Genomic DNA, 13,576 nt, shown 5'->3' with positions numbered 1-13,576 from the left:
GCTACGTACGCTTCACCCGTGAACGCAGACTTCAGTTTCGCCCCGGCCACCGGTGTCGGCTCCCTGCCGGGCGGCGACGCCCGCGAGGCCGCCAAGACCGTCACCGGGTCCTTCGAGGACTTCCCCTTCCTCGCCGAACTGCCGGCCCGTGGACCCGGCGCGGACATGATCGGCCGCACCGCGGGCCTGCTCGTCGAGCTGTACGCGCGCGTGGAGCCCAGCGGCTGGCGGATCGGCGACCGGCCGGGCCGGGACACCAAACGGGCCCGGTCGTGGCTGCGGGAGGACCTCGACGCACTGGAGGAGCACACCCAGGGCTACGAGGGGCAGCTGAAGGTCCAGGCGGTCGGGCCCTGGACCCTCGCCGCCGCACTGGAGCTCAGGAACGGCGAGGCGGCCCTCTCCGATCCCGGGGCCTGCCGCGATCTCGCCGGCTCTCTCGCCGAGGGCCTGCGGCTCCACCTCGCCGAGGTGCGCCGACGGGTGCCCGGCGCGGACGTGGTGCTCCAGCTCGACGAGCCGTCCCTCACCTCCGTGCTCCGCGGCCAGGTGCGGAGCGCCAGCGGCTACCGCACGCACCGCGCGGTCGACCGGCAGGTCGTGGAGGGCACGCTCCGGGACGTCGTCGGGGTGCACGGAGACGGGCCGGTCGTGGTCCACTCGTGTGCGCCGGACGTCCCCTTCGCCCTCCTGCGCCGGTCCGGCGCGGCTGCGGTCTCCTTCGACTTCTCGCTCCTCACCGAGCGTGACGACGACGTGATCGGCGAGGCGGTCGAGGCGGGCACCCGGCTCTTCGCCGGTGTCGTGCCGGGAGTGGACGCCCCATTGTCGGACCCTGCCGGTAGCGTCATGGGTGTCAGGACGCTGTGGCGCCGACTGGGACTGCTGCCCGGGCTTCTCGCGGAGGCGGTCACGCTCACGCCGTCGTGCGGCCTCGCGGGCGCTTCCCCCGGATACGCCCGCCGGGCCTTCGCCCACTGCGTCCGGGCGGCGAGATCCCTCGCGGACGACCCTGAGTGACGGGAGGACACACGGTGGCCGGCGACAGGCAGGCGGAGACGACGGTGCCGAGCGAGGCGCGGGAGCAGCACGCGCAACTCGCCGAGCAGATCGAGGAGCACCGCTTCCGGTACTACGTGAAGGACGCTCCCGTCGTCAGCGACGCGGAGTTCGACCGGCTGCTGCGCGCGCTCGAGGCGCTGGAGGAGGAGCACCCCGAGCTGCGCACGCCCGACTCCCCGACCCAGAAGGTCGCGGGCGCGTACGCCACGGAGTTCACGGCCGTCCAGCACCGCGAGCGGATGCTGTCGCTCGACAACGCCTTCGACGACCTGGAGCTGGCCGCCTGGGCCGAGCGCGTCCACCGGGACGTCGGGGCCTCCGCGTACCACTTCCTGTGCGAGCTCAAGGTGGACGGTCTGGCCGTCAACCTGACCTACGAGAACGGCCGTCTCACGCGCGCGGCGACCCGCGGCGACGGCCGTACGGGCGAGGACATCACGCCCAACGTGCGCACCATCGCGGAGATCCCGGAGCGTCTCACGGGCGACGGGGTGCCCACGCTCGTGGAGATCCGCGGCGAGGTGTTCTTCCCGATGGAGAAGTTCGAGGAGCTCAACGCCCGTCTGGTCGAGGCCGGCGACAAGCCGTTCGCCAACCCGCGCAACGCGGCCGCCGGTTCGCTGCGCCAGAAGGACCCGCGCGTCACCGCCTCCCGTCCGCTGCACATGGTCGTGCACGGCATCGGCGCCCTGGAGGGCTACGAGGGCCTGACCCGTCTCTCCGAGGCCTACGACCTGCTCAAGACATGGGGCCTGCCCACCTCCCCGCACAACAAGGTGGTCGGCGACCTCGACGGGGTACGGGCGTTCATCGCGTACTACGGCGAGAACCGGCACTCGGTGGCGCACGAGATCGACGGGGTGGTGGTCAAGCTCGACGAGATCCGTCTGCAGGGCCGGCTCGGCTCCACGGCCCGCGCGCCGCGGTGGGCGATCGCGTACAAGTACGCGCCGGAGGAGGTCAACACCCGCCTCGTCGACATCCGCGTGGGCGTCGGCCGCACCGGCCGTGTCACGCCGTACGCCCAGGTGGAGCCGGTGACGGTGGCGGGCTCCGAGGTCGAGTTCGCCACCCTGCACAACCAGGACGTGGTCAAGGCCAAGGGCGTGCTGATCGGCGACACCGTGGTGCTGCGCAAGGCCGGTGACGTGATCCCGGAGATCCTCGGCCCGGTCGTCGACCTGCGCGACGGCAGCGAGCGCGAGTTCGTGATGCCCGCAGAGTGCCCCGAGTGCGAAACGCCGCTGCGGCCGATGAAGGAGGGCGACGTCGACCTGCGCTGCCCGAACGCCCGCAGCTGCCCGGCCCAGCTCCGTGAGCGCCTGTTCTACCTGGCGGGCCGCAAGGCACTGGACATCGAGCAGTTCGGTTACGTCGCGGCGGCCGCCCTCACCCGCCCGCTCCAGCCGGAGCAGCCGCCGCTGGCCGACGAGGGCGACCTGTTCGATCTCACCGTCGAGCGGCTGCTGCCCATCCGGGCCTACGTCCTCGACCAGGACAGCGGGCTGCCCAAGCGGGACCCGAAGACGGGCGAGGAGAAGATCGCCACGGTCTTCGCCAACCAGCAGGGCGAGCCTCGCAAGAACGCGGTCGCCATGCTGGAGAACATCGCGGCGGCCAAGGAGCGCCCGTTGGCGCGGGTCCTCACCGGCCTCTCGATCCGGCATGTCGGACCGGTCGCGGCCGAGGCGCTGGCGCGCGAGTTCCGCTCGATCGAGCGCATCGAGCAGGCGACCGAGGAGGAGCTGGCGAACACCGACGGGGTCGGCGCCATCATCGCGGCCTCGCTCAAGGAGTGGTTCGCCGAGGAGTGGCACCGGGAGATCCTCCGCAAGTGGAAGGCCGCCGGCGTCCGGATGGAGGAGGAGAGCTCCGGGGAGGACGAGGGCCCGCGTCCCCTGGAGGGCCTGACGGTCGTCGTCACCGGCACCCTGGAGCGCTTCACCCGCGACGGCGCCAAGGACGCCCTGCAGACCCGTGGGGCGAAGGTGACCGGTTCGGTTTCGAAAAAGACATCTTTCGTCGTCGTGGGTGACAATCCTGGATCGAAATACGACAAGGCAATGCAACTGAAGGTTCCTGTTCTGAACGAGGACGGCTTCGCCGTCCTGCTGGAACAAGGGCCCGAAGCGGCGGCTGAAGTGGCGCTTTCCGTCGAGGAGTAGGCGCGGCGGCGGTTGAAGGCCACCCGATTGGCGCATACCAGATGCATACGGGTGGCCGGGGCGCATTCGGGCAACCGTCGACGACCGCTGCCCGTGGAAGCCTTCTGCGGCCTACTGTTGAGACGTGCGCCTGCCGTGCCCAGGGTTGTCAGGGCAACGGGCCGCGTGGCGTGGGCACCGCCGGCTGTGAGAGGGACGGGAATGGAACCGACCGAGAGCGCCGCCCCGGAGTCATGGCTGCGCCGGCGCCGGGTAGCCGGCGTCCGGTGGGGGAACTGGTGGGCGGGGCGCTCCGAACGACGGCCGGCCGCGGAGACGTACGTGCCGCACACCACGCCGCGGTCCGTGCTCGACGCCGGCGGCTTCGCCGCTCCGCACCCCGGGGCGCCCGGCGCGCAGACCGACCGGCAGCCGGTCTGGCCCACACTGCCCGCGTCGGTCGTCGGGGCGGCCGCGCTCGTCCTGGGCGCCGGGATCTCCCGCGCCTACACCGACCACCACGCCCTCTTCCCGTCCGGCACGACCGGCTGGGCGCTGGCCGTCCTCGCCGGCGTCGTCGTCGGCCACCTGGTCCTCCTCGGCCGGGCCCGGTGGTGGGGCGGCACCGGTTCCGGCGGCGCCCTCACCCTCGCCGTCCTGCTGCTGTACGGGTGGGTGCCCGCCGGCATGGTCAGCCTCACCGTCGTCGTCCTGGTCGGCATAGCCCGGCGCCACCGCTGGCGGCAGGGCGTCCTGCACGGCGCGGTGGACATCCTCGGCATCGGCGCGGGCGCCCTGCTGCTGGCCGCCTGCGGACGGATACCGTCCGTGGAACGCCCCTGGACTCCCGGCAGTTGGACGGTCTACACCGGCCCGCAGGTGGTGCTGGTGGCCGTCGCCTACCTCGCCGTCACCCGTGTCCTGCTCTGGTACCTGCACACCCCCCGCCTCGGCGGGCTACCCACCGTCGCCCGGACGGCCCTGGTCCGACAGGGCCTGGTCGCGGTGGCCCTGCTCGGCATCGCACCGCTGATCTGTGTGGTGGCCGTGGCCAAGCCGATCCTGCTGCCGCTGTTCGCCATCCCCCTCATCGCCCTCGACTCCACGCTGTGGATGGCCCGCGCCCGAGCCGAGGAGCAGCTGCGCGACCCGCTGACCGGCCTGCCCAACCGTCAGTGGCTCCTGGAGCGCATCTGGACCGCCCTGGACGACGCCGAGCGCATCGGCGCCCGGTCCGCCCTGATGCTGATCGACCTCGACCGCTTCCGCTCGGTCAACGACACCCTCGGACACCTCGCCGGGGACCGGCTGCTGCTGCAGATAGCCGAGCGGCTGAAGCTCGCCCTCCCGCGCGGAGCGGAGGTCGCCCGGCTCGGCGGGGACGAGTTCGCCGTCTTACTGCCCGTCGCCGACTCCACGACCTCGGCGACCCGGGTCGCCCGCAGACTGGTGTCCGACCTCAGCTCGCCGCTCGACCTCGACGGACTCACGCTCGTCCTGGAGGCCAGCGCGGGCGTCGCCGTCTACCCCGAGCACGCGCTCGACGCCGAGGGCATGCTGCGCCGGGCCGACGTGGCGATGTACCAGGCCAAGCGGGACCGCACGGGCGTCGAGGTGTACGAGTCCAAACGCGACTCCAACACCCCCGACCGGCTCGGCCTGCTGGGCGACCTGCGGCGCGCGCTCGACGCGCACGAGGTGCAGCTGCACTACCAGCCGAAGGTCCGCTTCGACGGACAGGTGGCCGGGCTGGAGGCCCTGGTCCGCTGGGTGCACCCGGAGCGCGGGAAGGTTCCGCCGGACGAGTTCATAGCGATCGCCGAGTCGTCCGGGCTGATGCCGCACCTCACCGAGTACGTGCTGGACACGGCGCTCGCCCAGGTCGCCCGGTGGCGAGCCCAGGGACTGTTCGTGCCGGTCGCGGTCAACGTCTCCCCGCGCGACGTCCACACCCCGGGTTTCGCGGGATCGGTCGCGGCGCGTCTCGCCCGGCACGGAGTGCCCGCGGGAGCGCTCCAACTGGAGATCACCGAACACGTCCTCCTGGAGGACCCGCAGCGCGCCGCCGACACCCTCAACGGACTGACCGGCCACGGCGTGAAGATGTCCCTCGACGACTTCGGCACCGGCTACTCCTCCCTGGTGCACCTGCGCCGGCTGCCGGTGAGCGAGCTGAAGATCGACCGCTCCTTCGTGGCGCGGCTGGCCGTCGACGCCGAGGACGCGGAGATCGTGCGCTGCACGGTCGACCTCGCGCATTCCCTGGGGCTCCTGGTCGTCGCCGAGGGCGTCGAGGACGACGAGACCTGGGAACGCCTGCGCGACCTGGGCTGCGACGCCGTCCAGGGCTGGCTGGTGGCGGCCGCCATGCCGGCGGACGAGACGACGGCGTGGCTGCGGGCCAGGGGCTCGCGCGGCTGGCAGCGCCCGCGGGCGGCGTTGCCGGCGGCAGCCGCCGACGAGTAGCTCTCGCGGGCCGCGGGCGGGCAGCTCTCGAGGGCCGGTGACGAAGCGTTTCACGGGCACGGGGCCCAGCACCCTAGGATTGGGCCCAAACCACACACTCACTCCACCCCAGAGGAACGCTGCATGCCTGGCATCACGCGCGAGGAGGTCGCCCACCTCGCCCGGCTGGCGCGTCTGGAGCTGAAGCCCGAAGAGCTCGAGCACTTCGCGGGACAGCTGGACGACATCATCGGCGCGGTCGCCCGCGTCAGCGAGGTCGCCGACCAAGACGTACCGCCGACCTCGCACCCGCTCCCGCTGACGAACGTCATGCGGGCGGACGAGGTCCGTCCGTCGCTCACCCCCGAGCAGGCGCTCTCCGGCGCCCCGGCCCAGGAGCAGCAGCGTTTCAAGGTGCCGCAGATCCTGGGGGAGGACTAACCGCCATGACGGACAACGTCACCATCATCAGGCTCACCGCCGCCGAGACCGCCGCGAAGATCGCCTCCGGCGAGCTCACGGCCGTCCAGGTCACCGAGGCCCACCTGGCCCGTATCGAGGCCGTCGACGAGAAGGTCCACGCCTTCCTGCACGTCGACCGCGAGGGCGCTCTCGCGCAGGCCCGCGCCGTCGACGAGAAGCGGGAGCGGGGCGAGAAGCTCGGCCCGCTGGCCGGCGTCCCGCTCGCGCTCAAGGACATCTTCACCACCGAGGGCATCCCGACGACCGTCGGCTCGAAGATCCTCGAGGGCTGGATCCCGCCGTACGACGCGACCGTCACCAAGCGGCTGAAGGCCGCCGACGTGGTCATCCTCGGCAAGACCAACATGGACGAGTTCGCCATGGGGTCCTCCACCGAGAACAGCGCCTACGGCCCGACCGGCAACCCCTGGGACCTCACCAAGATCCCCGGAGGCTCCGGCGGCGGTTCGTCCGCCGCGCTCGCCTCCTTCCAGGCGCCGCTCGCCATCGGCACCGACACCGGCGGTTCCATCCGCCAGCCGGCCGCCGTCACCGGCACGGTCGGCGTGAAGCCGACGTACGGCGCGGTCTCCCGTTACGGCATGGTCGCCTTCTCGTCCTCCCTCGACCAGGGCGGCCCCTGCGCCCGCACGGTCCTGGACGCGGCGCTGCTGCACGAGGTCATCGCCGGGCACGACCCGCTGGACTCCACGTCCATCGACGCGCCCGTCCCGCCGGTCGTCGAGGCCGCCCGCAACGGCAGCGTCGACGGCATGCGCGTCGGCGTCGTCAAGCAGTTCCGCGGCGAGGGCTACCAGGCCGGCGTCATCCAGCGGTTCGACGAGTCGGTCGCGCTGCTGAAGGAGCTGGGCGCCGAGATCGTCGAGCTGGACTGCCCGTCCTTCGACCTCGCGCTGTCGGCGTACTACCTGATCGCGCCGTCCGAGTGCTCGTCCAACCTCGCCCGCTTCGACGGCCTGCGCTACGGCCTGCGCACCGGCGACGACGGCACCCACTCGGCGGAGGAGGTCACCTCCCTCACCCGTGAGGCGGGCTTCGGCCCCGAGGTCAAGCGCCGCATCATGCTCGGCACGTACGCCCTGAGCTCCGGCTACTACGACGCGTACTACGGCTCGGCGCAGAAGGTCCGCACGCTCATCACGCGGGACTTCGAGAAGGCCTTCGAGCAGGTCGACGTGATCGTGTCGCCCACGACGCCGACCACCGCCTTCGCGATCGGCGAGCGCGCCGACGACCCGATGGCGATGTACCTGGCCGACCTGTGCACCATCCCGACCAACCTCGCGGGCAACTCGGCCATGTCGCTGCCCTGCGGCCTCGCCCCGGAGGACAACCTCCCGGTCGGTCTGCAGATCATCGCCCCGGCGCTGAAGGACGACCGGCTGTACAAGGTCGGCGCCGCGGTCGAGGCCGCCTTCGTGGAAAGGTGGGGTCACCCGCTTCTCGAGGAGGCTCCGTCGCTGTGAGCGCACTGAACAAGGCCAAGGGCTTCAAGAAGTCCAAGTCCGGTACGTACCTGTCCATCGCCGGGACCGCGTTCGGCGCGTTCGGCGTCGCCAAGCGGCTGAAGAAGGCCCGCGCCGAGAAGGACACCCTGGTCCTGATCGACGCCACCGTGTCCGCCGTCGCCATCGTCACCGGCCTCGCCATCCTCTACCGCGAGCTGAAGCGGCTGGGCGACGACGACGTCCTGCTGGGCTGAGAGGGAAGTTTCACCGTGACCACCACGACCGACCTGGTGTCGTACGAGGACGCGCTGGCGTCGTACGACCCCGTCATGGGCCTCGAGGTCCATGTCGAACTCGGCACCAAGACGAAGATGTTCTGCGGGTGCTCGACCGAGCTGGGCGCAGAGCCCAACTCGCAGACGTGCCCCACCTGCCTCGGCATGCCCGGCGCGCTTCCGGTCGTCAACGCGATCGGCATCGAGTCCGCGATCAGGATCGGTCTCGCGCTGAACTGCGAGATCGCCGAGTGGTGCCGTTTCGCCCGGAAGAACTACTTCTATCCGGACATGCCGAAGAACTTCCAGACCTCCCAGTACGACGAGCCGATCGCCTTCGACGGCTACCTCGACGTACAGCTGGAGGACGGCGAGACCTTCCGGGTGCAGATCGAGCGCGCCCACATGGAGGAGGACACCGGCAAGTCGCTGCACGTCGGCGGCGCCACCGGCCGTATCCACGGCGCGTCCCACTCCCTGCTCGACTACAACCGCGCGGGCATCCCGCTCATCGAGATCGTCACCAAGCCGATCGAGGGAGCGGGCGAGCGCGCCCCCGAGGTCGCGCGGGCGTACGTCCGTGAGCTGCGCGAGCTCATCAAGGCGCTCGGCGTCTCCGAGGCCCGTATGGAGCAGGGCCAGATGCGCTGCGACGTGAACCTGTCGCTGCGTCCGCACGGCCGGGAGAAGTTCGGCACCCGGTCCGAGACGAAGAACGTGAACTCGCTGCGGTCCGTCGAGCGCGCGGCCCGCTTCGAGATCCAGCGGCACGCGGCCGTGCTGAACGGCGGCGGCACGATCATCCAGGAGACCCGCCACTTCCACGAGGACACCGGGTCGACGACCTCGGGCCGCGTGAAGGAGGAGGCCGAGGACTACCGGTACTTCCCGGAGCCCGACCTGGTCCCGGTCGCCCCGTCCCGCGAGTGGGTCGAGGAGATCCGCGCCGGTCTGCCGGAGCTGCCGCTGGCCCGGCGCAACCGGCTGGTCGCCGAGTGGGACATCTCCGCCAACGACATGCAGTCGATCCTGAACGCCGGCGCGCTGGACCTGATCGTCGCCACGATCGACGCCGGCGCCGACTCGGCCTCCGCCCGCAAGTGGTGGATGGGCGAACTGGCCCGCAGCGCCAACGAGTCGGGCGTCCCGCTCGACGAGCTGGCCATCACACCGGTGCAGGTCGCGCGGGTCGCCGAGCTGGTGCTCAAGGGCGACCTGAACGACAAGCTGGCCCGCCAGGTCATCGAGGGCGTCCTCGCGGGCGAGGGCGGCCCGGACGAGGTCGTCGACAAGCGCGGGCTGAAGGTCGTCTCCGACGACTCCGCGCTGGGCACGGCCGTCGACGAGGCCATCGCGGGCAACCCGGGCATCGCCGACAAGATCCGCGGCGGCAAGGTCGCGGCGGCCGGAGCGCTGGTCGGCGCGGTGATGAAGGCCACGCGCGGCCAGGCCGACGCGGCCCGCGTCAAGGAGCTGATCCTGGAGAAGCTGGGCGTCAGCGAGGGCTGAGGCCCGGCGTGACGGCGAAGGGGTGCACCGCGAACCGGTGCACCCCTTTCCGCTGCGCGCGCAGCGACGCGCTACGCTCGCCCGCCATGAGTGCACGAACCGACTCCGACGCCCACAGCGACATAGAGGACCCGGACGAGGAGTACGGCACCGAGGAGGCCCGGCGGGCCCGCTGGACGGCGACCGTCGCCGGAGCCCTGCTCACCCTCGCCGGCCTCGCCGCGTCCCTCATGCGCCTCAGCCGCTCCGTCCCGGCCCTCGTCCCGTCGGCCTATGCGCTCGGCGCCGCCGTCTGCGCGGTCGCCGCGTTCCTCGGCTCCCGGGGCCGCACCCGGCGCGCGCTGTGGCTGCTCATCGCCGGCGTGATGGTGATGGCGATCGGCGACCAGTCGGACTGACCCGGCCCGATCCGGCGACCGGCGAGGACCGGCGCGGCGACCGGCGAGGACCGGCGCGGCGACCGGCGTGACCCGGCTGACGTGGCCCGACACGGACGCCGTTATTGTCCTGTGACGTGTCTCCCACTCTTGTGAAAAGACACACGAACGCGTCATTCGATCTTTTTCTCCTGCGAGAGTGATCCCAGATCGCTCATACGTTCTTTGCTGGCTGATTCCCGGTCAAAGATCCACAATCCGTCCTCCGGGAGCACAGCTGTGGCAGCCCTCGCGCGTTGGTGTGTCCGCAACCGCCTGCTGGTGGTCCTGCTCTGGCTTCTCGCCCTGGGCGGCACGGCCACCGCGGCCGCCGTCGCCGGCGCCGCGTACTCCAACGACTACGAGGTCCCCGGCACCGAGTCCGGCCGCGCCACCCAGCTGCTCGCCGAGGGCTTCCCGGACCTCGGCGGCGACAGCGACACCGTCGTCTGGCACACCACGGCCGGCTCCGTGAGCGCCTCCGACGTCGAACAGACCATGACCCGGACGCTGGAGAAGATCGCCGGCCTGCCCGGCGTGGCCTCCGTCGTCGGCCCCTACGGCGACCAGGGCACGGCGCAGATCAGCAGGGACGGGCACACCGCCTACGCGACCGTCACCTTCGAGGACCGCGCCGAGGACGTCGACGAGGGCGAGGCACAGGCCGTCGTCCACACCGCCAAGGCCGCCGAGAGCGACGGTCTCCAGGTGGAGCTGGGCGGCAGCGCCATCGCGCTCACCGAGTCCTCCGGCGGGCATCTCTCCGAGGTGGTCGGCGTGGTGGTGGCCGCGGTCGTGCTGTTCCTCGCCTTCGGCTCGCTCGCCGCCTCGGCCCTGCCCATCGCCACCGCCCTGGTCGGCGTCGGCACCGCCTACGCCGGGATCGTGCTGCTCGGGCACGCCATGACGGTCGCCGACTTCGCGCCCATGCTCGGCATGCTCATCGGGCTGGGCGTGGGCATCGACTACGCGCTGTTCATCGTGACCCGGCACCGGCGCGGGCTCAAACGCGGGCTGCCGGTCGCCGAGGCCGCCGCGAACGCCGTCACCACCACCGGTCGCGCGGTCGTCTTCGCGGGCGCCACCGTGTGCATCGCCCTGCTCGGCATGCTGATCCTGCGCCTGAGCTTCCTCAACGGTGTCGCGATCGCCGCCTCGCTCACCGTCGTCCTCACGGTCGCGGCCTCCGTGACGCTGCTGCCCGCCCTGCTGTCCCTCATCGGCATGCGCGCCCTCAGCCGCCGCGAACGCCGCCGCCTCACCGAGCACGGGCCTCAGCCGGAGCTGCCGACCGGGCTCGCCGCCCGCTGGTCGGCGTTCGTGGAGCGCCACCCCAAACTCCTCGGGGCGCTCGCCCTGGTCGTCATCGGCGTCCTCGCCCTGCCCACTTTCTCGCTCCGCCTCGGGACCTCCGACCAGGGCAACGGCCCGGAAACGGCCACCACCCGCCAGGCCTACGACCTCCTCGCCGGGGGAGCCTCCCGCTCGGGCGCGGCCGGCAGCGGGGGAGGTTTCGGCCCGGGCGTCAACGGCCCGCTGACCCTGGTGACCCGCGTCGGCGGCGCCGAGGACCGGCTCGCCCTGGACAACCTCGACACCGCCCTGCGCACCACCGAGGGCGTGGCGTCGGTGACGCCGGTGACCTTCGCGTCCGACGGCCGCACCGCGTACCTGACCGTGGTCCCGGAGTCCGCCCCGCAGTCGCAGCACACCAGCGAACTCGTCGACCGGCTGCGCACCGAGGTGCTGCCCCGCGCCGAGGCAGGCACCTCCCTCGACGTGCAGGTCGGCGGCGTCACGGCCGGCTACGACGACTTCGCGGACGTCATCGTCGACAAACTGCCGCTCTTCGTGGGCGTCGTCATCGGCCTGGGCTGCCTGCTGCTCCTGCTCGCGTTCCGGTCCGTGGGCATACCGCTGAAGGCCGCCGTCATGAACGTGGCCGCCGTCGCCGCCGCCTTCGGGGTCGTCGTGGCCGTCTTCCAGTGGGGCTGGGGCAGCGAACTGCTGGGACTCGGCCGCGCCGGGCCCATCGAGCCCTTCCTCCCCGTGATCATGGTGTCGGTGCTCTTCGGCCTCTCCATGGACTACCAGGTCTTCCTGGTCAGCCGGATGTACGAGGAGTGGCTGGAGACCGGCGACAACCGGCGCGCGGTCCGCGTCGGCCTCGCCGAGACCAGCCGGGTCATCAACTCGGCCGCGGTCATCATGATCTCGGTCTTCCTCGCCTTCGTGCTCAGCGGCGACCGGGTGATCGCCATGTTCGGCATCGCGCTCGCCGCCGCCGTCGCCCTCGACGCCTTCGTCCTGCGCACCCTCCTCGTCCCCGCGCTCATGCACCTGCTCGGCGGCGCCAACTGGTGGCTGCCCCGCGCACTCGACCGGCGCCTGCCGCGGATCAGCATCGAACCGCCCGAGTGCCGGGCCGCCCATGAGAGGCTCGCCGGGGCAATGGAGGAACTCGAGAGGGAGCCGCGGCCGGATGTACGCGATATCGCTGGGTGACGGAGCCGAGCTGCGCCCCCTGGAGCCCTGGGCACGCCGAGGAGTTCCTGACGCACCTGCAGCGCGGCCGGGACTTCATCAACCGGTACGTCCCCTTCGGCGCGAAGGCCGTCGACGCGGCGACCGCGCGCGAGGTGCTGCAGCGATACGCCGACATGCGCGCCGCCGACACCGGCTCGCTGCACGGCCTGTGGCTGGACGGCCGTCTGGTGGGCGGCGCGCTCCTGCTGAACTTCGACGCCGCGACCGCGAACTGCGAGGTCGGCTGCTGGCTGGAGCCCGCCGCCACCGGGCGCGGGCTGATCACCCGGGCCGTGCGGATCCTGATCGACCACGCGGTGGAGCAGCGCGGGATCCAGCGGGTCGAGTGGATCGCCTCCGCCGGCAACACGGCCAGCCTCGATGTCGCCCGTCGGCTCGGGATGACCCGCGACGGCGTCCGCCGCCGGGCCTACCCCTATCGTGGGGAGCGGCACGACCTCGAGGTGTGGTCCGTGCTGGCCCAGGAGTGGCGCGACGCACGCGCGGGCGCCGCTCACAACGATCATTAAGGGACCTCTCAGAGAGCGTCCGTACGGTGCGAGGTATGGGAACCAAGACTGCTGACCAGGCCGGGGCCGAAACCGGCGCCGGGGCCACGACCGACGAGGAGAAGGTGGACGTCACCAGGACCGACGCCGACGACCGGGCGACGACGGGGACCGAGGAGCCCAAGGACTCCGAGGAGACCGCCGCGCAGGACGCGCACGCCGCCGACGCCGCGGACGAAACCGACGACACCGACGGCACTCAGGCGCTCCGGGAGGAGTCCGTCGGCGTGGGGCAGGGCGCGGGCGCGGTCGTCTCCGCGGTCCTCGGCTTCGTGTCGCTGACCGGCAGCTGGGTCGGCACCATCGCCGGTGCCCGCCAGACCCTCGTCGGCCAGCTGGAGGCCTCGTCCGGGGCGAGCGTCGCCAAGCAGATCCAGGCGGTCTACGGCGACGCCTGGCAGATCACCGCCCTGTGGGCGGGACTGTTCGCGCTGGCCGCGCTGGTCACCGGCGTCGTCGTGCTGGCCCGTCCGGCCTTCGGCAGCCCGGCCCGGCCGCAGGCGGCCTGGATCAAGTCGGTCTCCTGGGCGGGCGTGGCGCTCGGCGTCATCGGTCTGCTGCTGGCCGTGCTCAAGTACACCGACGCGCTGCTCGGCCTGCCCTCCGCGAGCTGAGTTCCCGCAGACCACGAGGGGTCTCAGGGCCGCCGTAAGCACCTTACGGCCGGCTCTGAGGCCCCTCGCGCGCGTCTAAGGCCCC

At 72.0% G+C, this 13,576-nt stretch carries 10 protein-coding genes and 1 pseudogene; all 11 read left to right on the top strand.

The features are described from left to right. The first annotated feature begins 18 nt into the window (after positions 1 to 18). The 11 genes and pseudogenes from OHS82_RS14145 to OHS82_RS14095 all read left to right on the top strand — a co-directional run bounded on the left by OHS82_RS14145 (position 19) and on the right by OHS82_RS14095 (position 13,491). Entirely contained in the window at positions 19 to 1,020 is a 1,002-nt protein-coding gene (locus OHS82_RS14145) for a methionine synthase (protein ID WP_328433950.1), read from the top strand. A gap of 14 nt (positions 1,021 to 1,034) precedes the next feature. Next, entirely contained in the window at positions 1,035 to 3,227 is a 2,193-nt protein-coding gene (ligA, locus tag OHS82_RS14140) for an NAD-dependent DNA ligase LigA (protein ID WP_057584919.1), read from the top strand. A 201-nt stretch (positions 3,228 to 3,428) separates the two neighbouring features. Then, a complete protein-coding gene (locus OHS82_RS14135; RefSeq protein WP_057584921.1) occupies positions 3,429 to 5,672 on the top strand; it encodes a putative bifunctional diguanylate cyclase/phosphodiesterase in 2,244 nt (747 codons plus the stop codon). Between the two features lie 123 nt (positions 5,673 to 5,795). Beyond that, positions 5,796 to 6,092, top strand: a complete 297-nt coding sequence (gene gatC, locus OHS82_RS14130) for an Asp-tRNA(Asn)/Glu-tRNA(Gln) amidotransferase subunit GatC (protein WP_007384860.1) — start codon at positions 5,796 to 5,798, stop codon at positions 6,090 to 6,092. 5 nt (positions 6,093 to 6,097) lie between these two features. After that, entirely contained in the window at positions 6,098 to 7,600 is a 1,503-nt protein-coding gene (gatA, locus tag OHS82_RS14125) for an Asp-tRNA(Asn)/Glu-tRNA(Gln) amidotransferase subunit GatA (protein WP_057584923.1), read from the top strand. After that, positions 7,597 to 7,836, top strand: coding sequence for a hypothetical protein (locus OHS82_RS14120; protein WP_020131415.1), 240 nt, complete (start codon positions 7,597 to 7,599; stop codon positions 7,834 to 7,836). Before gatA ends, OHS82_RS14120 begins: the two co-directional genes overlap by 4 nt. Positions 7,837 to 7,851: 15 nt before the next feature. After that, entirely contained in the window at positions 7,852 to 9,366 is a 1,515-nt protein-coding gene (gene gatB / locus OHS82_RS14115; protein WP_057584925.1) for an Asp-tRNA(Asn)/Glu-tRNA(Gln) amidotransferase subunit GatB, read from the top strand. Between the two features lie 86 nt (positions 9,367 to 9,452). After that, positions 9,453 to 9,764 (top strand): hypothetical protein, encoded by a 312-nt coding sequence (locus tag OHS82_RS14110; RefSeq protein WP_057584926.1) that lies wholly within the window; start codon positions 9,453 to 9,455, stop codon positions 9,762 to 9,764. A gap of 258 nt (positions 9,765 to 10,022) precedes the next feature. After that, complete coding sequence (locus OHS82_RS14105; RefSeq protein WP_328433949.1) at positions 10,023 to 12,287, top strand: MMPL family transporter; 2,265 nt, start codon at positions 10,023 to 10,025, stop codon at positions 12,285 to 12,287. Next, positions 12,265 to 12,838 (top strand): annotated as a pseudogene (locus OHS82_RS14100) (GNAT family N-acetyltransferase). The gene OHS82_RS14105 and the pseudogene OHS82_RS14100 overlap by 23 nt, the downstream one beginning before the upstream one ends. Before the next feature lie 26 nt (positions 12,839 to 12,864). Then, the gene (locus OHS82_RS14095; protein ID WP_370444254.1) at positions 12,865 to 13,491 is read left to right on the top strand and encodes a hypothetical protein; all 627 of its coding nucleotides are present in this window, start codon (positions 12,865 to 12,867) and stop codon (positions 13,489 to 13,491) included. Positions 13,492 to 13,576 lie beyond the last annotated feature (85 nt).

The sequence above is a fragment of the Streptomyces sp. NBC_00425 genome (assembly GCF_036030735.1).
Lineage (GTDB): Bacteria > Actinomycetota > Actinomycetes > Streptomycetales > Streptomycetaceae > Streptomyces.
This window is presented reverse-complemented; position numbering and strand designations above follow the sequence as displayed.